We start from the raw sequence: 21,966 nt of genomic DNA, 5'->3' as shown, positions 1-21,966 counted from the left end.
GTGCCTCCGGCCAGATCATGGTAAGCGGCTGGTAAACGCCAGCGCCATGGTGCGTTCCCGTTTACCAGCCGTTCACCTTTGTTGATTCCAAAGTTTAACAAAAACAGTGACTTGCTACTGGAAAGCCAGCTCTCCGCCCAGCTAGGGCGTCATCCGGCGGGAATCCTGCATTGCCCTTTCCGCGGCGACGAGGCCGAGGCGAGTGGAGGCTGTAGGATGCGAAATTACGGGGGTCTTGTTCACGCGGTTGGCGGGTTCGCCAGGGATCGCGGTGGAAATTTCGCAGTCCTGTTCGGCCTTAGCGCCTCGGTCTTGGCGCTGGCCGTGGGCTTTTCGGTCAACGTATCGCAGCTCTACAATGCGAAAACGAGCCTTCAGGGCGTGGTCGACGCCGCGGTCACGTCGACGGCACGCGACCTGACGACCGGTGTCATCAAGGAAGCCGATGCCAACAAATCGGTGCAGGCCTTTCTCGACGCCAACAGCCAGGCAGGCATTCTGCAGGCCGACCAGATCGTACTCGACAAGCTGACTGTCAACAAGACCGCCAAGACGGTCCAGGCCGACGCCCATGTCGATGTCGCGCTGTACTTTCCGATTTTTGGCACGGGCGACATGAAACGCGTCGCCGCCTCCACGACGGCGCTCTATTCGGACAAGACCATCGAAGTGGCGATGATGCTCGATGTGACCGGATCGATGAGGAAGCGCGGCAAGGTCGACAAAATCGGCGATCTGAAAGCTGCTGCAAAAAACGCCGTCCGGACGATGCTGCAGAACCAGGATCCGAAGAACCCCCGCATCCGCGTCGCGATTGTGCCTTACGCATCAGGTGTGAACGCCGGCAAGCTGGCGGAAAACGTCTATGCCGAGAAGCAAGGGAGCTCTGAACTGCCACCCGTCGCCGGCAGTCCGCTTCTCGTCGCCAAGACGGGCAAAAATCTGCTGCCCTCCTTCAGCGACTACATCTCCATCGTCGGCGCGGCGATGCCACATCCCGACAACTGCGCCACGGAGCGCAAGGACAAGAACGGCAACGCGGATATGAGCGCCGACGGCCCAGACACGGTTCGCACCGACAAGGAAGGCAAGAAATATTATGCCCTGGTCAATCGGGACGATCATCTCGGCGGGGACATGAACAGGTGCCCTGATGCGGAAGTGATCCCGCTGACCGCCGATTCCGATGCATTGCTTGAATCGATCGAGGACTTCCAGGCCGATGGCTACACGGCCGGCGCGATCGCCATTCAGTGGACCTACTATATGCTGTCGCCGCAATGGCGCACTGCGATCAGAAATGCCGGTCTCGGCAAAGGCGCCTCGGACGCCGATCCGAAGAAGATCGCCAAGGTCGCGATCCTGATGACCGATGGCCAGTTCAATACCGCCTTCGCCGGCGCTGGGGACAGGTACAACAGCCAGGGCAACCTTGCGCGCGGCAACGCCGAAACGCTGTGCGACAACATGAAAAATGATGGCATCGAGATTTTCACCATCGGCTTCGATCTGGACGACAAGGACATGTCGGTAACCGAGCGGGACCAGGCAAAGGCGGTGCTCAGGGACTGTTCGTCGAAGGATACCTCCGCCGCCAAGAGGCATTTCTTCGACGTGTCCACCGGAGCCGAATTGGACGACGCCTTTCAGGAAATCATTCGCAACACCGAAAAGGTCGCGTTGACCCAGTAGTCTAGTCCGCAAACGGAAAAGGCCGCCGCTTCTTTCGAAGCCGGCGGCCTTCCGTGTTTCCGTCCGTGGCGCGGCCCTATGGCGATGACCTATGAGGTCAGCCGCCGCGCATTTCGCGCCTTAACGGGAAGACTGCTTCCCGAAAGTGCAATCCGCTGAGGCCACGTTCTGGAAAACGAAATCACTCGACATCGGATCACCTCCTTTCGATTTGTTGAACACATACTCATGATGGGGTGCGTTGCAGCAAAAGACAAGGCGAAGGTTTGAAAAAGTCGGGAAGGTGCTTTTGGCACGACACTGGGTTGCGGGCTGTCGGCCGGGCAGGCAAGATCATGGCATAGAGCCGAGCCGGCAATCCGGGTCGGCCCCTGTGGGAGGGATGCATGGAGGCAGCCGAGAGAGCGGCGCGGATCGTGCGGACGGTTGTCGAGACGCTGAAACCGGGCTTTGCCGTCAGGCTGTGGACCGGGGAGCGGATCGGCCCCGCCACTGGTCCGGTGCTCACCATCACGACCAGGACATCGTCTGGCAGATCGTGAAGCGACCGTCCCTGTCGACGCTGATCGAGATGTGGATTTCCAAGACGATCAACATCGAAGACGGAACGATCTTCGACTTCTACGCCCTGCCGTCGCAAGGCAAGCTCAGAACCAAGCTCAAGTCGCTGCCGAAAATGGCGATCCTGCGCGACCTGCCTTCCGTGCTTTTGGCACGCAAGCAGATGACGGCGCGGACCGATCTTTCGGGGCGCAATCCTTATGTCAGCGGCTCGAGCCAGGAGGCGATCCAGCATCACTACGACATTTCGAACGCCTTCTACCGGCTCTTCCTCGACGAGCGCATGGTCTACAGCTGCGGCTACTTCAAGGATTTCGACAACAGCATCGATCAAGCGCAGATCGACAAGCTCGACCATATCTGCCGCAAGCTCCGGCTGAAGCCTGGCGAACGACTGCTCGACATCGGCTGTGGCTGGGGAGCGATGCTGATCCATGCCGCGAAGAACTATGGCGTCATCGGCCACGGTGTCTCGCTGTCGCAGGCCCAGACCGAGCTGGCCCGCGAACGCATTCGCGCCGAGGGGCTGGAGGACCGCATCACCATCGAGATCAAATCCTATGCGGAGCTTACAGGCAGCTTCGACAAGATCTCGTCGATCGGCATGTTCGAGCATCTCGGACTCGCCAACCACGCGACCTATTTCTCAACTGTCCACCGCCTGCTGAAGCCCGGCGGCATCTATCTGCATCACGCCATCACCAGGCGCAGCAAGGGCGACATCAAGAAGACCCTGCGCAAGGGGTCGGAGTTCAAGGCGCTGATCAAATACATTTTCCCCGGCGGCGAACTCGACACGATCGGCATGACAACAGGCAATCTCGAGGCGCACGGCTTCCTGGTCTACGACGTGGAGAATCTGCGCGAGCATTACGCCCGCACCTGTCGCCTGTGGGCCGAGCGCCTGCACGCGCGTTTCGACGAGGCAATCGCCGAGGTGGGCGAAGCCAAGGCACGGCTATGGCTGCTTTACCTGACGGGCTGTTCGATCACCTTCGAACGCGCCTCGGCACAGATTTTCCAGACCGTCGTGACCAAGCGCGCGCGTGGTCCAAGCGGCCTGCCGCCGACGCGGGCGGATCTGTATCGATAGCTTACACGAAGCGCATCGCGTCGCCGACTTCGACGCGCGCCGGCCGGTCGACCGTGCAATAGACCCCGAGATTGTGGGCGTTATGGCGGACAAGGTTGCGCAGGATCGCCGGATCATGATCGAAGCCAGCCTGGGCGACGATGGTGAAACCGCAGCGGCGGCAGGGTTCGGAGACAGTCAGCAGGAGATCGCCGATGGCAAGCTTGCGGCCGATCCATTCCGTTTCGGGAAACGACCCTTCGATTGCCGCCATGTCGACGACGATGTTGGGGCGGAAGCGGCGTGGGTCGGCGACCCCTTCCGGATGCAACGCTTTGAGCCGTGCCAGCGAGGCGGTGGTCAACAGATGGATGGGCGCCTTGCGGTAGCGCTCCGCGGTCAGCGGGCCGGAATAGTCAGGTCCGGCATTCTCGCGGCGAAACGGTCGGATCGAGGCCTCGAAGCCGAGATAGGCCGACACCGCGCGGTCGCTCTCGATACTTGGCGCAGCCAGCCAGTTGTCCCCGGGAACGGCAATCTCGAGTTCCAGGGTCGGCGACAGCCGGGTGCGAATGCGCGGCACCTTGTGCCATTTCGCGTCGCGGTCCGGTCGCGCGATCTCATTGTCGGACGCGTCGACAAGGCCGAACATACGGTCGCCCTCGATGCTCTCGATATCGACCGAGATTGTTTCCCGACGCTCGCCGGCAAGCGAACTCGCCGGATAGCGCCAGAGTTCACTGACAGTGCCGAGCGCGGCCTGCATCATCAGCTCTTCTTGTTTTGCCGGTTGGCGACCAAATCATCGACGACGGCCGGATCCGCGAGCGTCGAGGTATCGCCGAGCGCTGAAAAATCGTCCTCGGCAATCTTGCGCAGGATGCGGCGCATGATCTTGCCGGAGCGCGTCTTCGGCAGGCCGGGCGCGAACTGGAGCTTGTCGGGCGAAGCGATGGCCCCGATCTCCTTGCGGACATGGGCGATCAGCTCCTTGCGCAGATCCTCGCCCGGCTGCTCGCCGGCCATCAGCGTGACGTAGCAGTAGATGCCCTGGCCCTTGATGTCGTGCGGATAGCCGACGACGGCGGCTTCCGAAACCTTGTCGTGGCTGACCAGTGCGGATTCGACCTCGGCCGTGCCCATACGATGGCCGGAGACGTTGATGACGTCGTCGACGCGGCCGGTGATCCAGTAATAGCCATCGGCGTCGCGGCGGCAGCCGTCGCCGGTGAAGTACTTGCCCTTGTAGGTCGAGAAATAGGTCTGGATGAAACGATCATGATCGCCATAGACGGTGCGCATCTGGCCGGGCCAGGAATCGGTGATGCACAGATTGCCGTCGGCGGCACCTTCCAGCACCTTGCCCTCGCCGTCGACCAGCTGCGGCTTGACGCCGAAGAAGGGCCGTGTCGCCGAACCCGCCTTGAGGTCGGTGGCGCCGGGCAGCGGCGTGATCAGGATGCCGCCGGTCTCGGTCTGCCACCATGTGTCGACGATCGGAACCTTGCCGTTGCCGACGATGTTGAAATACCACTCCCAGGCTTCCGGATTGATAGGCTCGCCGACCGAACCCAGCACGCGCAGCGACTTGCGCGACGTCTTGGTGACATGCGCATCGCCGGCGCCCATCAGCGCGCGTAGGGCCGTCGGCGCGGTGTAGAAGATATTGACCTTGTGCTTGTCGATGACTTCCCAGAAGCGCGACTGCGACGGATAGTTCGGCACGCCTTCGAACATCAGCGTGGTGGCGCCATTGGCGAGCGGGCCATAGACGATGTAGCTGTGGCCGGTGACCCAGCCGACATCGGCGGTGCACCAGTAGATGTCGCCGTCGTGGTAGTCGAAGACATATTGGTGGGTCATCGAGACGTAGACGAGATAGCCGGCGGTGGTGTGCAGCACGCCCTTCGGCTTGCCGGTCGAGCCCGATGTGTAGAGGATGAACAGCGGGTCCTCGGCCTTCATCTTCTCGGGCTTGCATTCGGCTTTCACCGTCGCGATCTCGTCGTGGTACCAGACGTCGCGGCCGGAAACCCAGCCGGTCTTGCCGCCGGTGCGGCGCACGACCACCACTTTTTCGACTTTCGTTCCGGCCTTCGCGGCGATCTCGATCGCCCTGTCGGTGTTTTCCTTCAAAGGGATCGGCTTGCCGCCGCGCAGGCCTTCATCAGCGGTGATGACGAAGGTCGACTTGCAGTCGTCGATGCGACCGGCCAGCGCATCCGGCGAGAAACCGCCGAAGACGATCGAATGGACGGCGCCGATACGCGTGCAGGCCAGCATCGCATAGGCGGCTTCCGGGATCATCGGCATGTAGATGGTGACGCGGTCGCCCTTCTTGACGCCGTGCTTCTTCATCACATTGGCGAGCCGGCAGACATGCTCGTAGAGCTCGTTATAGGTGATCTTCTTGTCGTCGTAGGGATTGTCACCTTCCCAGATGATGGCGGTCTGGTTGCCGCGCTTCTTCAGGTGCCGGTCGATGCAGTTGTAGGAGACATTGGTCAGTCCGTCCTCGAACCATTTGATCGAGACCTTGCCGTCGAAGGAGGCGTTCTTGACCTTGCTGTAGGGCTTGAACCAGTCGATGCGCTTGCCGTGCTTGCCCCAGAATTTGTCCGGGTTCTTGAGGCTGTCGGCATACCATTTCAGGTAGGTGTCATTGTCGATCAGCGCGTTTTTCTTCCACGCCGGCTGGACGCGATGGACATGAACCTCGGACATTCCTGACTTTCCTCCCGAACCAATCGTCGCCGGCTTGAAATGTCGGCGGGATCGCGGCGACACGGCCGCGAATTCGGCGGCATTATTACCAGTTCCGCCGTTACGGCAACATTAGACGTTGGATTCGCGCGGCGGGATGCCGCAGGTAGCTTCTCCGAGGCTGTCAGCACTCGGAGGGGTTCGCTGCTAACTGCATGTTTTCGCATGCTAAAGCCGGTTCAGATGAAGAAAAAATCAATAGACGGTTAATCAGCGGCGCGCACAATCAGCCGTGGGAGGACAGGCGAATCAACCTGGGGACCGTCATGCGCGACCATGCCGAAATGGACCTGATGCTCAAAGGCTATGGCTTGACCACGGCCAAGATTCTTTATCACTTTCCCGACCACCCGCATCTGCTGCAGAGCTTCATCTGGCAGGACTACGATCTGGCGCCGAAGTTTCCGGTGCTGATCAAGTTCATCGAATTCTGGAAGGCCAAGCTGGACGGGCCGCTGCATTCGATCAGCTATACCCACCAGAAGCTGATCGCGCCGAATGAATGGCGCAAGGTGGATGGTGAGTTCGTGCTGCACTGAACGCGGTACAGCCGATCTCCCCCGCAAGGGGGGATTGGCAGCTTCAACGCCAGTGCTCACACCGCCGGCGGGTTGAGCCGGGCGAAACCTTCCTGGCGACGATAGGGGAAATAGGGGTAGGGCGCGGTAATTTCGCTCGCCGTGTCGAGCTTTTTCATCTGCTCCGGCGTCAAGGTCCAGCCGACGGCGCCGAGGTTCTGGCGCAACTGCTCCTCGTTGCGGGCGCCGATGATGACCGACGACACGGTCGGGCGCTGCAGCAGCCAGTTGATGGCGATCTGCGGCACGGTCTTGCCGGTCTCCAGCGCCACCGCATCAAGCGCATCCATAACCCGGTAGAGATGCTCGTCCTCGACCGGCGGTCCGAAGCTTGCCGTGTCGTGCAGCCGGCTCTTTTCCGGCAAGGACTGGCCACGGCGGATCTTGCCGGTCAGGCGGCCCCAGCCAAGCGGGCTCCACACCAGCGCGCCGACGCCCTGGTCGAGGCCGAGCGGCATCAGTTCCCACTCATAGTCGCGGCCGACCAGCGAATAGTAGACCTGATGCGCGACATAGCGCGGATAGCCTTGGCTGTCGGCCTGCGCCAACGACTTCATCACCTGCCAGCCGGAGAAATTGGAGACGCCGACATAGCGCAGCTTGCCGGCGCGAACCAACTCGCCCAGCGTCGACAGAACCTCCTCGATCGGTGTGCCGGCATCGAAGGCGTGCAGCTGCAGCAGGTCGATGTAATCGGTGCCGAGGCGCCTCAGCGCATCATCCACGGATCTGATCAGCCGCGACCGAGACGAGCCATAGTCGGCCGGCCCGTCGCCCATCGGCAGCGCGGTCTTGGTCGAGATCAGCACGGCGTCGCGGCGGCCTTTTATGGCTTCGCCCAGCACCTGTTCCGAAGCGCCGTTCGAATAGACGTCGGCGGTGTCGAACAGGTTGACGCCGGCCTCCAGGCAAATGTCGATCAGCCGCCGCGCTTCCCTGGCATCGCTGTTGCCCCAGGCGCCGAACAGCGGGCCGGAACCGCCAAAGGTTCCCGCGCCAAATGAGAGTGCGGGCACTTTCAGGCCCGATGCACCGAGACGTCGGTAGTCCATCTTTTTACTCCTGTGGAACGAAGGGTGTGGAAAGCGGGTTTGCAGAGGACGGTCACGACCGGATGGAGGCAGGCTCGCCGAGCGTGACGGTGCGATCGAGACGCAGCGCCAGTCCCGCCACGGCGAGTGCCGCGAGCGGCAGCAGGGCGGCGACCCAGGTGAGGGAACCCAGACCAAGACCATGGGCAATCACCGCGCCACCAAGCCAGGCGCCTGCGGCGTTGCCGAGATTGAAGGCGGCGATGTTGAAGGACGAGGCGAGGCTCTGACCGGCACCTTGTGCCTTTTCCAGCACCCACATCTGCAGCGGCGCAACTGTGGCGAAGGCGGCAGCACCGAGCAGGCCGACATAGATGACGGCCATGACCTGGCTGTGGATGGCGAAGGTCATGGTGGCAAGCACCAGGGCCAGCACCACGAGACTGCCCAGCACGGCCGGCACCAGCCAGCGGTCGGCGACCTTGCCGCCAAGCAAATTGCCGGCAATGAGGCCGCCACCGAAGACGAGCAGGACCGGCGATACGGCCGCTTCCTTGAATCCGGTGATCTCGGTCAGCAACGGAGCGATATAAGTGAAGACGGCGAAGACACCGGCATAGCCGAGCACGGTGGTGGCAAGACCGAGCAGGACAGGCGTGCGGCGCAAAACGGCGAGATCGGCGCGCAGATCGCTCTTTTCGGGCGCTGTTCGGCTGCGCGGCACCAGAGCCAGGATGACGGCGAAGGCCGCCAGACCGACCAGTGTCACCGCCCAGAAGGTCGCCCGCCAGCCGAAGGCCTGGCCGAGCCAGGTGCCGAAGGGTACGCCGAGGATGTTGGCGATGGTGAGCCCAGTGAACATCAGCGCGATCGCCGAGGCTTGTCTGTTGGGCGCGACCAGCCCGGTGGCGACGACAGAGCCGACGCCGAAGAAGGTGCCATGGGCGAAGGCGGTGATGATGCGGGCGCCCATCAGCGTCCAGTAGTCGGGCGCCAGTGCACAGGCGAGATTGCCAAGCGTGAAGATCGCCATCAGCGCCAGAAGCACGGTCTTGCGTGGCCAGTTGCCGGTGGCGATGGTCAGCAGGGGCGCGCCGATGACGACGCCGAGCGCATAGCCCGAAATGAGCTGGCCGGCGGCCGTGATCGAAACGCCGAGATCCTTGCTGACATCGAGCAGCAGACCCATGATGACAAATTCGGTGACGCCGATGCCGAAGGCACCGGCGGCAAGGGCGTAAAGAGCAAGAGGCATGGCGATTTCCACTTCGATGAGGAAGAGCGCCGTCCCGCGCCCCGACCCGTGAGATCGTGCTGCGACGCATTGTGAACCAGACTTGCCTTGGGCACATTTTCTGTGAAATAGATTCACAAATGGCCAGACCCGACATCAATCGCTCCGGTGAGATCGAAGTGTTCGTGCGCGTTGTCGAGGAATTTCCTCTGCCGCACGCGCCTTGCGCATGACGCCATCGGCGGTGAGCAAGCTGATCGCGCGGCTGGAGGCCCGGCTTGGCGCGCGGCTGGTCAGCCGTTCGACGCGAAAGCTGCAACTGACGCCGGAAGGCACAGCCTTCTACGACAGCGGCCTGCGCATCCTCGCCGACATGGCGGCGGCCGAGCAGGAGGCAGCGGCGGGTGCTTCACCGCGCGGACGTTTGCGCGTCAACAGCTACGTGCCCTTCGGAGTGCACCGGCTGATCCCGCTTCTGCCTCGGTTCCTCGAACGCTACCCCGAAATCTCAGTCGATCTGGTGCTGACCGACAGCGTCATCGACCTGATGGCGGAACGGGCCGATGTCGCCATCCGTGCCGGGCCGCTGAGTGAGTCACGGCTGGTGGCGCGCAAGCTCGGGCAAAGCCCGGTGGTCGTCGTTGCAGCACCTTCCTATCTGGAGGCGCACGGCACGCCGCTGACGCCAGCGGATCTCGACAGGCACAACCGCATGGGCTTCGGGTTCGTCAGGCATATCGATGGCTGGCCGTTCCTCGACGCGGACGGCCGCGCCATCATGGTTCCCATCACCGGCAACACGCTGGTCAGCGATGGCGAGGCGATGCGGCTGATGGCGCTGGCGGGCGCGGGCATCGCCCGGCTGGCGCGCTGGCATGTGGCGGCCGATATCGCCGCCGGTCGGCTGGTGTCGCTGCTGGAGGCATTCAATCCCGGCGACGAGGAGCCCACCCACGCCGTCTATGTCGGCCAGGGCCGGCATCTGCCGGCGCGGGTGCGTGCCTTTCTCGATTTTCTGGGTGAGAGCGTCCGGCTGAGCTGACATCCCGGGAGCCACGGGCTCCCGGGATGTCAGCGTGGGCTATATTTATGCTTTCGGCGTGAACGGCGCCGGGCGGCGGCCCGCTGCCTGGCGCTCCAGCATCCAGCCGGGATATTCGGACGGCAGGGCGCTGACCTCGTCGAGACGAAGCAGATCGTCGCTGTCGAGCTTCACTTCAGTGGCGGCAAGGTTCTGCTCCAGCTGCTCCATGCGGCTGGCGCCGATGATGACGCTCATCACGAAGGGCTTGGCCAGGACATAGCCGAGCGCCACCGTGGCGACGCTGATATCATGCTTTTTGGCGATTTCGCGCATGACGGCAACGGCCGCCCAGGCACGGTCCTCATTGACCGGCGGGAAGTTGAAGGACGCGCGGCGGCCTTCGCCATTGCCGGGCGCGCCGGGGCCATATTTGCCGGACAGCAGGCCACCGGCCATCGGCGACCACGCCATCAGGCCGAGCTTCTCCTCATTGAGCAAGGGTACGATTTCGCGCTCGAGGTCGCGGCCGGCGATCGAATAGTAGGATTGCACGGTCTCGAAGCGGGCGAAACCCTTGCGCTCGGCGATGCCGAGCGCCTTGGCGATGCGCCATGCCGCCCAGTTGGAGACGCCGACATAGCGGACCTTGCCGCTGGCAACGAGATCGTCGAGCGCCCGCAGCGTTTCATCGATCGGCGTCACGGTGTCGGTGCCGTGCAGCTGGTAAAGATCGATATGGTCGAGTTGCAGCCGCTTCAGGCTGGCATCGACCGAATCCATGATGTGGCCGCGTGAAGAGCCGCGCTGGTTCGGACCGTCGCCCATGGCGCCGTGGGCTTTGGTGGCGATGACCACATTCTGCCTGTTCACGCCGAGATCCCTGAGCGACTGGCCGAGCAGCCGTTCGGATTCGCCAAAGGAGTAGACGTCGGCCGTATCGAAGAAATTGACGCCGGCGGCGAGCGAATGGGCAACGATCTCGTTGACGCCCCTCTGGTCGAGACTGGCGATCAGGCCCCATTGGGCATTTTCACCGGCAGCACCGAAGGTCATGGTGCCGAGGCAGATTTCGGAGACGAACATCCCCGTATTTCCAAGCTGATTGTAACGCATGGTGGCGGCTCCAGAGAGTTTGTGATGACGCAAAGCAAATAGGAACGGTACGTTTCGTTTCCAATTGCTGGCTCAACGAGCCCGCCGAGTTGGCCTATAATCCCTCACCGCATCTAATGCCGCCATCAGAAAAGCGCCCGCTGCATTCACCGAACGAGGTTCGCATGAGTATGCGGATTATAAGTCTATAACTCGGATCTTCGTCTTCGGGCGGCGATTGACCTCCTCGACGAAGTCGTCATCCCACACGGGACCTGAGAGAAGATATTCCGCAAGCGAAGGTGTTGCGCCGACCAGTCGGTCGTAGTCCTCGGGGGAGAGTACGACAGCAGTTGGCTTTCCGCGCACCGTGATGGTTTGTGGCCCTTGTTCCCGCGCCTGCCGTACGAGTTTCGACAGATTGTTCTTCGCGTCCTTAAGATGCCAGTTCAAGGGCACTACTCGCTAGATGGCTTCGCTAGTCATATACCAGATGCCGTTGAAGCATGGCAGGGTTTCCGCTCGAACAGATGTGTTCGCTAGTTCCTCGACATGGGTTGGAAGCTATTGGCAGCGAGAATCTATAGCCTCTTTCGGCGGCAGATCGCAAACCTCGGGGATTGGCCTAAACATCTCTCTCGTCGTCATCCACGGGCGGAGCAAGGAGCGCAGCGACGCAGCGCAGACCCGAGGATCCATGCCGCGACATCTGCCGAAGAATGCAGCGGAACAGAATTCTGCACCGCTGCATTTTCCTTGTCGTCACGGCATGGATCCTAGGGTCTGCGCTCCGCTTCGCGTCGCTCCGCCCTAGGATGACGAAGGTGTGGTGGCCTGCAGCCAATCGAATATGTTGGAATTTAGCGACTAGAGACCGGTCTGTGCATCGGAACTATCGGCTGCCGAAGATCGCCGAGCCGACCCGGACGCTGGTGGCGCCGAAGGCGATTGCTGTTTCGTAGTCGCCGGACATGCCCATCGACAGTCTGGCGACGCCAGCTTCCCTGCTGAGCTTCTCCAGCAAGGCGAAATGGGGGCCGGGGTTCTCGTCGGCCGGCGGGATGCACATCAGGCCTTCGATGGCGAGGCCATGCACATCGCGGCAGCGGGCGACGAAGGCCACGGCGTCGCGCGGCTCGATGCCAGCCTTCTGCGCCTCGGAGCCAGTGTTGACCTGGACATAGAGTTTTGGCGCGCGGCCCTGTTTGGCGATCTCCTTGGCAAGTTCGGCGGCGATCTTCTCGCGATCGACCGTCTCGATGACGTCGAACAGTGCCACCGCTTCCTTGGCCTTGTTGGATTGCAGCGGGCCGATCAGATGCAGCTCGATGCCAGGAAATGCGTCCTTCAGATCAGGCCATTTGCCTTGCGCTTCCTGCACGCGATTCTCGCCGAAGATGCGCTGGCCGGCCTCGATGACCGGGTTTATGTCGGCGGCGTCAAAGGTCTTGGAAACCGCGACCAGCGTCACCGCGCCGGCTTCGCGGCCGGCCTCGCGCTCGGCGGCGGCGATCTTGGCCTTGACCGCGAAAAACTGCTGAACGGCATCGCCCATATGCAAATCCTGCTGTTTTGGCCCGCGTTTTTGTCAGACGCGATACCCATATGGTTGACGGGTTTGCCAAACCATGGTGAACACCCGGACCACATTCCCTGAACTGCCGAGCCCTCGCCCGCGGTTCGCGCATGCTTTTAAGTGAAAAACGTCCCATGGCAACCGAACGATACAATCCGCGCGCGTCAGAGCCCAAATGGCAGAAGGCCTGGGACGCCAAGAAGCTGTTCGAAGCGCACAATGACGATCCGCGCCCGAAATACTACGTGCTGGAGATGTTCCCCTATCCGTCGGGGCGCATCCATATCGGCCACACCCGCAACTATACGATGGGCGATGTGGTGGCGCGCTACAAGCGGGCCAAGGGTTTCAACGTGCTGCACCCGATGGGGTGGGACGCCTTCGGCATGCCGGCCGAAAACGCCGCAATGCAAAACAAGGTCCACCCCAAGGAATGGACCTACCAGAACATCGCAACCATGCGCGAGCAGCTCAAGGTCATGGGCCTGTCGCTGGACTGGGCGCGTGAATTCGCCACCTGCGACGTCGACTATTATCACCGCCAGCAGATGCTGTTCCTCGATTTCGTCGAGAAGGGGCTGGTGACGCGCAAATCCTCCAAGGTCAACTGGGACCCGGAGGACATGACCGTGCTCGCCAACGAGCAGGTTATCGACGGGCGCGGCTGGCGCTCGGGCGCGCTGGTCGAACAGCGCGAACTGACGCAGTGGTTCTTCAAGATCACCGACTTTGCGCAGGACCTGCTGGATTCGCTCGACGGCCTCGACGAATGGCCGGAAAAAGTGAAGCTGATGCAGCAGAACTGGATCGGCCGCTCGGAAGGCCTGCTGATCCGCTGGCCTCTGGCCGACGCCTCTGATGGCGAGCATGAGCTGGAAGTCTATACGACAAGGCCCGACACCATCTTCGGCGCTTCCTTCATGGCTGTCGCCGCCGATCATCCGTTGGCCAGGAAGGCCGCTGCGCACAATCCGGCGCTGGCGAAGTTCATCGAGGATATCGGCCATATGGGCACCTCGGTGGCGGCGCTGGAGACAGCTGAGAAGAAGGGTTTCGACACCGGCATCCGCGTCGTCCATCCGTTTGACGACAACTGGATGCTGCCTGTCTATGTCGCCAATTTCGTGCTGATGGAATACGGCACCGGCGCCATTTTCGGCTGTCCGTCCGGCGACCAGCGCGACCTCGACTTCGCCAACAAATACGGCCTGCCGGTGATTCCGGTGGTGATGCCGGAAGGCGAGAATCCGGCGACGTTCCAGATCATCGATGAAGCCTATGTCGATGACGGCGTGATGATCAATTCGCGCTTTCTCGACGGCATGAAGCCGGATCAGGCTTTCGACGAGGTCGCCAAACTGCTGGAGCAGAAGACGATCGGCAACCGGCCGATGGCCGAGCGCAAGGTGAATTTCCGCCTGCGTGACTGGGGCATTTCGCGCCAGCGCTACTGGGGATGCCCGATCCCGATGATTCATTGCGAGGCTTGCGGCGTGGTGCCGGTGCCGAAGGCGGACCTGCCGGTGAAGCTGCCCGACGATGTCGATTTCGATCGCCCGGGCAATCCGCTCGACCGGCATCCGACATGGCGCCATGTGAAATGTCCGCAATGCGGCAGGGATGCGCGGCGCGAAACCGACACGATGGACACGTTCGTCGATTCGTCGTGGTACTTCGCCCGCTTCACCGCGCCGTGGGCGCATGAACCGACCGATCCCAGGGCGGCCAACGAATGGCTGCCGGTCGACCAGTATATTGGCGGGATCGAGCACGCGATCCTGCATCTGCTCTATTCGCGCTTCTTCACCCGCGCCATGCGCGAGGCCGGCCAGGTCGATCTGGCCGAGCCGTTCAAGGGCCTGTTCACGCAAGGCATGGTGGTGCACGAAACCTATCGCGTCGGCTCGGCATCGAATGGCCGCTGGCTGGCGCCCACCGAAGTTCGGTTGGAGGATGTCGACGGCAAGCGCAGCGCCATCGACATCGCCACCGGCGAGGCCGTCACCATCGGTCCGCTGGAAAAGATGTCGAAATCGAAGAAGAACACGGTGAGCCCGGAAGACATCACCGATGGCTACGGCGCCGATACGGCGCGCTGGTTCATGCTGTCGGATTCTCCTCCCGAGCGCGATGTCGAGTGGACCGACGATGGCGCCGCCGGTGCGCATCGCTTCATCCAGCGCATCTGGCGCCTGGTGTCGACGGCGGCCGAAACACTGGCCGGCATCAAGCCCGTGGCGGCCAGCAGCGGTGAGGCCGCGGTGGTTTCCAAGGCCGCGCACAAGATACTGAAGGCGGTCGGACAGGATATCGAGAAGCTCGCCTTCAACCGCGCCATCGCCCGCATCTACGAACTGGCCAACGCGCTGACCACGCCGCTCAACGAGGTGGCCGAAGGCAAGGCCGATGCAGCGCTGAAAGGCGCCTGCCGGCAGGCGGTGGAGATTCTCGTGCATCTGATCGCGCCGGTCATGCCGCATCTGGCCGAGGAGTGCTGGGCAGCGCTTGGCGGCACCGATCTCGTTGCCGAACGGCCTTGGCCGGTCTTCGATTCGGCGCTGGTCGTCGACAACGAAGTCACCTATCCGGTACAGGTCAACGGCAAGAAGCGGGGGGATTTGACAATTGCCCGCGACGCGGACCAAGGTGCGGTCGAAAAAGCGGTATTGGCTCTCGACTTCGTGCAGAAAGCACTCGAAGGGAAGGCTCCGCGCAAGGTGATCATCGTGCCGCAGAGGATCGTCAATGTCGTTGCCTGATCGGGAAAAGACAGAGTTGAGCCATTTGCTGCGCCGCATAGCGCTTGCCGGCCTGATAGGTTCGCTCGCGCTTGTCTCGGCCTGCACGGTGCGGCCGCTCTATTCGAGCGCGCCACTGTCGGGTTCGCAGGCCAGTGCCAGTGCCGAACTGGCGTTGATCGGCATCAAGCCGGTCAATACGCGTTACGGCCAACAGGTGCGCAACAATCTGATTTTCGGGTTTGGACGAGGCGCCGGCGAGCCGGCCTCGCCGGCATATTCGCTAAATCTCGGCGTGACCGAAGCGGTCGAGTCCGCGGCACTCGTGCAGGTCGGAACGGATGAAGACGAACCGACCGCCGGTTCCGTGACGCTGACCGGCAGCTATACGCTGGCCGATGCGAAGACCGGCGTGGTGATCGCATCCGGCAAGCGTTCGATCACTTCGTCCTTCGACAGGCCGCGTCAGGAATTCGCCGCATACCGGGCGCAGATCGACGCCGAGAATCGCGCTGCGCGAGAGTTGGCGGAAGCGCTGCAGCTGTCCATTGCCCAGGACCTTGTCCGGCACGGCAAGACCGGCTAGCGCACCTCATCGCTTCACGGAAACGGTCTGGCTCCAGGCACGATGGGGTGATCGCGGGATCATGACCAGATTCTCGAACAGAGATTGTCCGAAGACCCATCGAGCTGCTGCGGCACGGCGAGTAGATCGCGCCACCAGCGTGGATGCGGCGAGACGACGATCGTGCCGTGTCGCTCGCAGACCACCACGAAGATTTTGGTGCCCAGGATGGTCGGCGATCCATCCGGGAAGCAACTGTTAACCACTCGCTCCCTATTGCTCGGCAGACATTTCAAAGTGAGTCTTGAGAATGGAAGCCAAGCGTTTTTCCCGGGTCAATTTATCGACGGCTGCATTGCCTGATGGCCCCGAGGGGAAGCGCTTGGAGAGCATCGGCGACAGGGGTGGTCAGCGAAGTTCTTCCGCGGCAGGCGACCTTGATCGTCCGGCTCGCAAGGAGCCGGACGGCCGGCAGCCCACCACACGCCGGGCCGGCTATTCCGCACCGGTGGTCGATCTCGGCGGCAACAAGCGGCCCTATATGGAGCCGCGGGGTGGCTCGGACGATACGCCTTCGAAAATCGGCGATATCGAGAGCCCTGCCTGGCAGGAATATTTCTTCCTTGCACCCAACGTGCGTTTTACACGCACGCCGGACTATGAGGCCAGGAAGCATCGTCCGCCGCACGAGCGTGTTGTCGAACACGCCGCGACGCGCCCAGCAGAGCAAGCCGTTGCTCAATCCATGATCAACGGGGCGTCCTCCGCGCCTTCGCTACTGGCATTGCCGGCTTCGGTGAAAAGCCCTGCTTCCCAGCCGCTGGCCGGCCACGCCTCGCAAGGGTCATCACCGCCGGCTGCTGCTTTTGTTGCCCCGGGGCGCGCCAGGGAGAAGGTGCCAGCCGTTGCGCCGGTGCCGCCGAGGTCGGTCGCTACGGCACGGGCATCCGCGCGTGCGTCCGTTGCTCCGGGCGCCAAAACGACCACTTCCGAAAGGCTGCGCTGGCCATATCTTTCGGATCATGCCTTCTTCGAGGCCATGGCACCCTATCTGGTCGACGTTTCGTCGCCGGCCCGGCAGACCGGTCCAGCGTCGCCTGCACCGGTCGCCGTGGCGCCAGTGACCACTATGCCGATCGACATTCGCCCGACGACAGGGACCGATGCCACCGCATTGTTTCGTGTCATCGACTGCCTTCCGGGCCAGGTCTTGAAGCCGTTGCCGGATGTTTGGCCGGCCAATTCGAACCGGACCGTCGCCCAACCTGGCGTGCCGGCGAGCAATGCGCCGTCGCCGGTCCAGGCTGTCGCAATCCCAGCCGCCAAAAGCGATGCCGTTTCCGTGTCGGCCGCGCCAAGTGTGAACGTCCCTGCCGGGGCCGTTGGCGCCCGCTCCGCGCGCTTGCCTGGGGCTGGAAAGGTCTTGCTGTCAACCCCGGGCGATCCCTATGAGCTTCCCTCGGAAGAGCTGTTGCAGCAGCCACCGGAGGGACAAGGCTTCTACATGTCGCAGGAGCGGCTCGAGCAGAACGCCGATCTGCTGGAAAGCGTGCTCGAGGACTTCGGCGTGCGTGGCGAGATCATTCATGTTCGCCCAGGCCCGGTCGTCACGCTCTATGAGTTCGAGCCGGCGCCGGGCGTCAAATCTTCTCGCGTCATCGGGCTTGCCGACGATATCGCCCGCTCCATGTCGGCGATTTCGGCGCGGGTCGCCGTCGTGCCTGGCCGCAACGTCATCGGCATCGAGCTCCCGAACGAGATGCGCGAAACCGTCTATTTCCGGGAGCTGATCGAATCGGAAGGCTTTCGCAAGACCAGCTGCAAGCTGGCGCTTTGTCTCGGCAAGACGATCGGCGGCGAGCCGGTCATCGCCGAGCTGGCGAAGATGCCGCATTTGCTGGTGGCCGGAACCACCGGCTCCGGCAAGTCGGTCGCCATCAACACCATGATCCTGTCGTTGCTCTATCGGTTGAAGCCGGAAGAATGCCGGCTGATCATGGTCGATCCCAAGATGCTCGAACTCTCTGTCTATGACGGCATCCCGCATCTTCTGACGCCCGTCGTCACGGACCCCAAGAAAGCCGTGACGGCGCTCAAATGGGCGGTGCGCGAAATGGAGGACCGGTATCGCAAGATGGCGCGGCTCGGTGTGCGCAACATCGACGGCTACAACGAGCGTGCCGCCGCTGCCCGCGACAAGGGCGAGACGGTTGTCATGACCGTGCAGACCGGCTTCGAAAAGGGCACCGGCGAACCGCTTTTCGAACAGCAGGAAATCGACCTTGCGCCGATGCCCTACATCGTCGTCATCGTCGACGAGATGGCCGACCTGATGATGGTCGCCGGCAAGGAGATCGAAGGCGCGATCCAGCGTCTGGCGCAGATGGCACGCGCTGCCGGCATTCACCTGATCATGGCAACGCAGCGCCCCTCGGTCGATGTCATCACGGGCACGATCAAGGCCAACTTCCCGACCCGGATTTCCTTCCAGGTGACATCGAAGATCGACAGCCGCACAATCCTGGGCGAGCAAGGCGCCGAACAATTGCTTGGCCAGGGCGACATGCTGCACATGATGGGCGGCGGGCGCATTTCCCGCGTGCACGGGCCGTTTGTTTCCGACGCGGAGGTCGAGCATGTCGTCGCGCATCTCAAGGCGCAAGGGCGCCCCGAATATCTGGAAACCGTGACGGCCGATGAGGACGAGGAAGAAATCGAAGAAGACCAGGGCGCGGTCTTCGACAAGGGATCCGTTGCAGCCGAAGACAGCGACGCGATCTACGACGAGGCGGTCAAGGTGGTGGTGCGCGACAAGAAGTGCTCGACGTCCTACATCCAGCGCCGCCTCGGCATCGGCTACAACCGCGCCGCGTCCCTGGTCGAGCGTATGGAAAAGGAAGGTTTGGTCGGCACACCCAACCATGTCGGCAAACGCGAAATCATCATGGGCCGGCGCCAGCCGGCAAGCGCACCCGAGGACGATGGCGCGGACTGATCGGCAGTCCGCTTGAAGCGCACATGAAAAAGGCCGGTTGCCCGGCCTTTTCATCACAAGCGAATTGGCTTCAGCCGATCGCCATTCTCAGCCGATCTTCTGGCCGGTTTTTGCCCAGTCGGCAAGGAACTGTTCCAGGCCCTTGTCGGTCAGCGGGTGCTTGACCAGTGCCTTCAGGGTCGCCGGCGGCGCGGTCACGACATCGGCGCCGATGAGGGCCGCCTGCTTGACGTGGTTCACGGTGCGCACCGAAGCGACGAGGATCTCGGTCTGGAAATCGTAATTGTCGTAGATCTGCCTGATCTCCTGGATCAGCTCCATGCCGTCGATGCCGATGTCGTCGACGCGGCCGACGAAGGGCGAGATGAACGAGGCACCGGCCTTGGCCGCCAGCAGCGCCTGGTTGGCCGAAAAGCACAGCGTGACGTTGACCAGGCGGTTCATCTCGGTGCGGATCGTCTTGCAGGCCTTGAGCCCGTCCAGCGTCAGCGGCACCTTGATGCAGACATTGTCGGCGATCTTGGCCAGAACCTTGGCCTGCTGCATCATCTCGGAATATTCGGTGGCGGTGACTTCAGCCGAGACCGGACCCTTGACGATGTCGCAAATCTCTTTGGTGACGTCGGCGATCTTGCCGCCGGATTTGAGGATCAGCGACGGATTGGTGGTGACGCCGTCGAGCAGCCCCAGATCGTTCAGCTCACGGATATCCTTGACGTCGGCGGTGTCGACAAAAAATTTCATGGCGGGTCTCCTGAAGATTTTCATGTGCATGTCATGCACATTCGGGGTCGGCCTTTGATCTAGACCAAAGTCAGGGCAAGGTCACGCCTCATGATCGAAGATTCGCCCTTTGTCGCAGCCGCACCGGTGCTGGTGCCGATGCCCGCCGAACGCCCCTACACCTATGCAGTGCCGGCCGGCATGCGCGTGGTGCCGGGCTCGATCGTGCGCGTGCCGCTTGGGCCGCGCCAGGTCGCCGGCATCGTCTGGGATGGCGCGGTCGAGAAGGTCGACGCGAAAAAGCTGCGCCCCATCGAACAGGTCTTCGACTGCCCGCCGATCGACCGCGCCATGCGCCGTTTCGTCGACTGGGTGGCGCAGTACACGCTGTCGCCGCCGGGCATGGTGGCGCGCATGCTGCTCAGGGCGCCGGAGGCTTTCGACCCCGAACCGTGGATCGAGGGATTGCAGCGCACGCTTCTCGCACCCGACCGGATGACGAGCGCCAGGCAGCGCGTGCTGGAGACGGCTGAAGGCGGCCTTGCCTGGACGCGCTCCGGCCTCGCTCACGCCGCCGGCGTGTCGTCGACGGTGATCGACGGCCTGAGGGCGCAAGGCGTGTTCGAGACCGTGATGATCCCGCCGCGCCCGGTGGTGGCCGCGCCCGATCCCGGCTACGCCACACCGGAACTGATGCCGGACCAGAGCGCCGCGGCGCAGATGCTGCGCGCCAATGTCGCAGCCGGCGTGTTCAACGTCGCGCTGCTCGACGGCGTCACCGGATCAGGTAAGACGGAGGTTTATTTCGAAGCGGTGGCGGCTGCGCTCGACCAGGGCAGGCAGGTGCTGATCCTGCTGCCGGAAATCGCGCTGACGCATGCCTTTCTCGAGCGCTTCCAGCAGCGCTTCGGCGCCAAGCCGGGTGAATGGCATTCCGACCTGCCGCCGCGGATACGCGAGCGGGTTTGGCGGCAAGTGGCGGAAGGCGGCGTGCGGGTCGTCGCCGGTGCGCGTTCGGCGCTGTTCCTGCCGTTCAAGGAGCTCGGCCTGATCGTCGTCGACGAGGAGCACGACCCTGCCTACAAGCAGGAGGACCGCGTCTTCTACAATGCGCGCGATATGGCGGTGGTGCGCGGCCATATCGGCAGCTTCCCCGTGGTGCTGGCGTCGGCGACGCCGTCGGTCGAAAGCCGGGTCAATGCCAGCCAAGGTAAATACAACAGAGCGGTGCTTTCCGCTCGTTTCGCCGAGGCGGCGCTTCCGCATCTGAAGGCGGTCGACATGCGGCGCGCGCCGCCGGCGCGTGGCGGTTTCCTGTCGCCGGTGCTGCTCGACCAGATGCGCCAGACGCTGGAGAGGCAGGAGCAGTCGCTGCTGTTCCTCAACCGGCGCGGCTATGCGCCGCTGACGCTGTGCCGGGTTTGTGGCCACCGCTTCGGCTGCCCGGTCTGCTCGGCCTGGCTGGTCGAGCATCGTTTTCGCGGCCAGTTGGTCTGCCATCATTGCGGGCACAATGAGCGCCGCCCCGAAGCCTGCCCGGAATGCGGCACGCTCGATCATCTGGTCGCCTGCGGGCCAGGTGTCGAGCGGATCGCCGAAGAGGTCGTTACGCATTTTCCCGACGCGCGCACCATCGTTTTGTCGTCGGACCTGATGGGCGGCGTGCGGCGGCTGCGGCTGGAGCTGGAGGCGATCGCCGATGGCGGGGCCGACATCGTCATCGGCACGCAGCTCGTCGCCAAGGGCCACAACTTTCCCAACATGACACTGGTCGGCGTCGTCGACGCCGATCTCGGTCTTGCCAACGGCGATCCGCGCGCCGCCGAGCGCACATTCCAGTTGCTCAGCCAGGTCACCGGCCGCGCCGGCCGCACCGGCAAGAAGAGCCTCGGCCTGCTGCAGACTTTTCAGCCCGACCACCCGGTGATGCGGGCGATCGTCTCCGGTGACGCCGAGGCGTTTTACGAGCGCGAGATCGCCGAGCGCGAACGAGCCGCACTGCCGCCCTTCGGCCGGCTCGCCGGCGTCATCGTCAGTGCGGTGACACGGGCGGAAGCCGAGGGCCATGCACGCGGCCTGCGCCGCGCCGCGCCCGAGGCGACAGATTTGTTCGTGCTGGGACCGGCGGAGGCGCCGCTGTCCCTGCTCGGCGGCCGCCACCGCTTCCGCCTGCTGATCCAGGGCGAACGGCGCGCCGACATACAAGGTTTTATCAGGGCCATGCTGGCTAGCGGACCGAAGCAACGCGGTTCGGTTCGGGTGCAGGTCGACATCGACCCGCAGAGCTTTTTGTAAGGTCGCGCTTTCAGCGATAGGTTGCCG

At 63.0% G+C, this 21,966-nt stretch carries 15 protein-coding genes and 2 pseudogenes; 8 read left to right on the top strand and 9 right to left on the bottom strand.

The features are described 5' to 3' along the window. The first annotated feature begins 216 nt into the window (after positions 1-216). Positions 217-1,692 carry a TadE/TadG family type IV pilus assembly protein gene (locus NKH06_RS16020; RefSeq protein ID WP_352893411.1) on the top strand — a complete coding sequence of 492 codons (1,476 nt, stop codon included), beginning with the start codon at positions 217-219 and terminating at the stop codon, positions 1,690-1,692. Between the two features lie 386 nt (positions 1,693-2,078). After that, positions 2,079-3,346: pseudogene (locus NKH06_RS16015) on the top strand (class I SAM-dependent methyltransferase). 1 nt (position 3,347) lies between these two features. Here NKH06_RS16015 and NKH06_RS16010 read toward each other — a convergent pair. Together NKH06_RS16010 and acs are read right to left on the bottom strand one after the other, a co-directional pair. Beyond that, positions 3,348-4,091, bottom strand: a complete 744-nt coding sequence (locus NKH06_RS16010) for an MOSC domain-containing protein (RefSeq protein ID WP_502914492.1) — start codon at positions 4,089-4,091, stop codon at positions 3,348-3,350. A gap of 2 nt (positions 4,092-4,093) precedes the next feature. After that, positions 4,094-6,049, bottom strand: a complete 1,956-nt coding sequence (gene acs / locus NKH06_RS16005; RefSeq protein WP_352893408.1) for an acetate--CoA ligase — start codon at positions 6,047-6,049, stop codon at positions 4,094-4,096. A 305-nt stretch (positions 6,050-6,354) separates the two neighbouring features. Here acs and NKH06_RS16000 point away from each other — a divergent pair, with 305 nt between their 5' ends. Further along, positions 6,355-6,627, top strand: a complete 273-nt coding sequence (locus tag NKH06_RS16000; protein ID WP_013529022.1) for an usg protein — start codon at positions 6,355-6,357, stop codon at positions 6,625-6,627. Positions 6,628-6,683: 56 nt separating this feature from the next. Here NKH06_RS16000 and NKH06_RS15995 read toward each other — a convergent pair whose 3' ends face one another. Then, positions 6,684-7,718 carry an aldo/keto reductase gene (locus NKH06_RS15995; RefSeq protein ID WP_352893407.1) on the bottom strand — a complete coding sequence of 345 codons (1,035 nt, stop codon included), beginning with the start codon at positions 7,716-7,718 and terminating at the stop codon, positions 6,684-6,686. 52 nt (positions 7,719-7,770) lie between these two features. Further along, the gene (locus NKH06_RS15990) at positions 7,771-8,952 is read right to left on the bottom strand and encodes an MFS transporter (RefSeq protein WP_352893406.1); all 1,182 of its coding nucleotides are present in this window, start codon (positions 8,950-8,952) and stop codon (positions 7,771-7,773) included. 119 nt (positions 8,953-9,071) lie between these two features. Here NKH06_RS15990 and NKH06_RS15985 point away from each other — a divergent pair. Then, positions 9,072-9,973 (top strand): annotated as a pseudogene (locus NKH06_RS15985) (LysR family transcriptional regulator). Positions 9,974-10,018: 45 nt separating this feature from the next. Here the strand turns inward: NKH06_RS15985 and NKH06_RS15980 are convergent. From NKH06_RS15980 to NKH06_RS15970, 3 genes are all read right to left on the bottom strand, one after another. Further along, positions 10,019-11,068 carry an aldo/keto reductase gene (locus NKH06_RS15980; protein WP_352893405.1) on the bottom strand — a complete coding sequence of 350 codons (1,050 nt, stop codon included), beginning with the start codon at positions 11,066-11,068 and terminating at the stop codon, positions 10,019-10,021. Between the two features lie 177 nt (positions 11,069-11,245). After that, complete coding sequence (locus NKH06_RS15975) at positions 11,246-11,500, bottom strand: type II toxin-antitoxin system Phd/YefM family antitoxin (protein ID WP_127380713.1); 255 nt, start codon at positions 11,498-11,500, stop codon at positions 11,246-11,248. Between the two features lie 439 nt (positions 11,501-11,939). Beyond that, positions 11,940-12,602, bottom strand: a complete 663-nt coding sequence (locus tag NKH06_RS15970) for a YggS family pyridoxal phosphate-dependent enzyme (RefSeq protein WP_352893404.1) — start codon at positions 12,600-12,602, stop codon at positions 11,940-11,942. A 155-nt stretch (positions 12,603-12,757) separates the two neighbouring features. Between NKH06_RS15970 and leuS the strand changes: the two genes are divergently transcribed. Then, positions 12,758-15,382 (top strand): leucine--tRNA ligase, encoded by a 2,625-nt coding sequence (leuS, locus tag NKH06_RS15965; protein ID WP_352441013.1) that lies wholly within the window; start codon positions 12,758-12,760, stop codon positions 15,380-15,382. After that, positions 15,369-15,947 carry an LPS assembly lipoprotein LptE gene (gene lptE / locus NKH06_RS15960; RefSeq protein ID WP_023811749.1) on the top strand — a complete coding sequence of 193 codons (579 nt, stop codon included), beginning with the start codon at positions 15,369-15,371 and terminating at the stop codon, positions 15,945-15,947. The genes leuS and lptE overlap by 14 nt, the downstream gene beginning before the upstream one ends. A 59-nt stretch (positions 15,948-16,006) precedes the next feature. Here the strand turns inward: lptE and NKH06_RS15955 are convergent, their stop codons facing one another. Then, a complete protein-coding gene (locus tag NKH06_RS15955) occupies positions 16,007-16,192 on the bottom strand; it encodes a hypothetical protein (protein WP_352893403.1) in 186 nt (61 codons plus the stop codon). A 44-nt stretch (positions 16,193-16,236) separates the two neighbouring features. Between NKH06_RS15955 and NKH06_RS15950 the strand changes: the two genes are divergently transcribed. Continuing rightward, positions 16,237-18,921 (top strand): DNA translocase FtsK, encoded by a 2,685-nt coding sequence (locus NKH06_RS15950; protein ID WP_352441012.1) that lies wholly within the window; start codon positions 16,237-16,239, stop codon positions 18,919-18,921. A gap of 87 nt (positions 18,922-19,008) precedes the next feature. Here the strand turns inward: NKH06_RS15950 and fsa are convergent, their stop codons facing one another. After that, the gene (fsa, locus tag NKH06_RS15945) at positions 19,009-19,665 is read right to left on the bottom strand and encodes a fructose-6-phosphate aldolase (protein WP_127270489.1); all 657 of its coding nucleotides are present in this window, start codon (positions 19,663-19,665) and stop codon (positions 19,009-19,011) included. A 90-nt stretch (positions 19,666-19,755) separates the two neighbouring features. On the opposite strand from fsa, the gene NKH06_RS15940 reads away from it, so the two are divergent. Further along, positions 19,756-21,939: a primosomal protein N' gene (locus tag NKH06_RS15940; RefSeq protein WP_352441011.1), complete on the top strand. Its 2,184-nt coding sequence runs from the start codon at positions 19,756-19,758 to the stop codon at positions 21,937-21,939. Positions 21,940-21,966 lie beyond the last annotated feature (27 nt).

The sequence above is a fragment of the Mesorhizobium sp. M1342 genome (assembly GCF_040317955.1).
GTDB lineage: Bacteria > Pseudomonadota > Alphaproteobacteria > Rhizobiales > Rhizobiaceae > Mesorhizobium.
This window is presented reverse-complemented; position numbering and strand designations above follow the sequence as displayed.

Excerpts from the sequence above, each read along its gene's own strand:
- NKH06_RS15940 (WP_352441011.1), top strand. The coding sequence starts at position 19,756 with ATGATCGAAGATTCGCCCTTTGTCGCAGCCGCACCGGTGCTGGTGCCG.
- NKH06_RS15950 (WP_352441012.1), top strand. The coding sequence starts at position 16,237 with ATGGAAGCCAAGCGTTTTTCCCGGGTCAATTTATCGACGGCTGCATTG.
- lptE (WP_023811749.1), top strand. The coding sequence starts at position 15,369 with ATGTCGTTGCCTGATCGGGAAAAGACAGAGTTGAGCCATTTGCTGCGC.
- NKH06_RS16010 (WP_502914492.1), bottom strand. The coding sequence starts at position 4,091 with ATGCAGGCCGCGCTCGGCACTGTCAGTGAACTCTGGCGCTATCCGGCG.
- leuS (WP_352441013.1), top strand. The coding sequence starts at position 12,758 with ATGGCAACCGAACGATACAATCCGCGCGCGTCAGAGCCCAAATGGCAG.
- NKH06_RS16000 (WP_013529022.1), top strand. The coding sequence starts at position 6,355 with ATGCGCGACCATGCCGAAATGGACCTGATGCTCAAAGGCTATGGCTTG.
- fsa (WP_127270489.1), bottom strand. The coding sequence starts at position 19,665 with ATGAAATTTTTTGTCGACACCGCCGACGTCAAGGATATCCGTGAGCTG.
- acs (WP_352893408.1), bottom strand. The coding sequence starts at position 6,049 with ATGTCCGAGGTTCATGTCCATCGCGTCCAGCCGGCGTGGAAGAAAAAC.
- NKH06_RS15980 (WP_352893405.1), bottom strand. The coding sequence starts at position 11,068 with ATGCGTTACAATCAGCTTGGAAATACGGGGATGTTCGTCTCCGAAATC.
- NKH06_RS16020 (WP_352893411.1), top strand. The coding sequence starts at position 217 with ATGCGAAATTACGGGGGTCTTGTTCACGCGGTTGGCGGGTTCGCCAGG.
- NKH06_RS15995 (WP_352893407.1), bottom strand. The coding sequence starts at position 7,718 with ATGGACTACCGACGTCTCGGTGCATCGGGCCTGAAAGTGCCCGCACTC.
- NKH06_RS15970 (WP_352893404.1), bottom strand. The coding sequence starts at position 12,602 with ATGGGCGATGCCGTTCAGCAGTTTTTCGCGGTCAAGGCCAAGATCGCC.
- NKH06_RS15990 (WP_352893406.1), bottom strand. The coding sequence starts at position 8,952 with ATGCCTCTTGCTCTTTACGCCCTTGCCGCCGGTGCCTTCGGCATCGGC.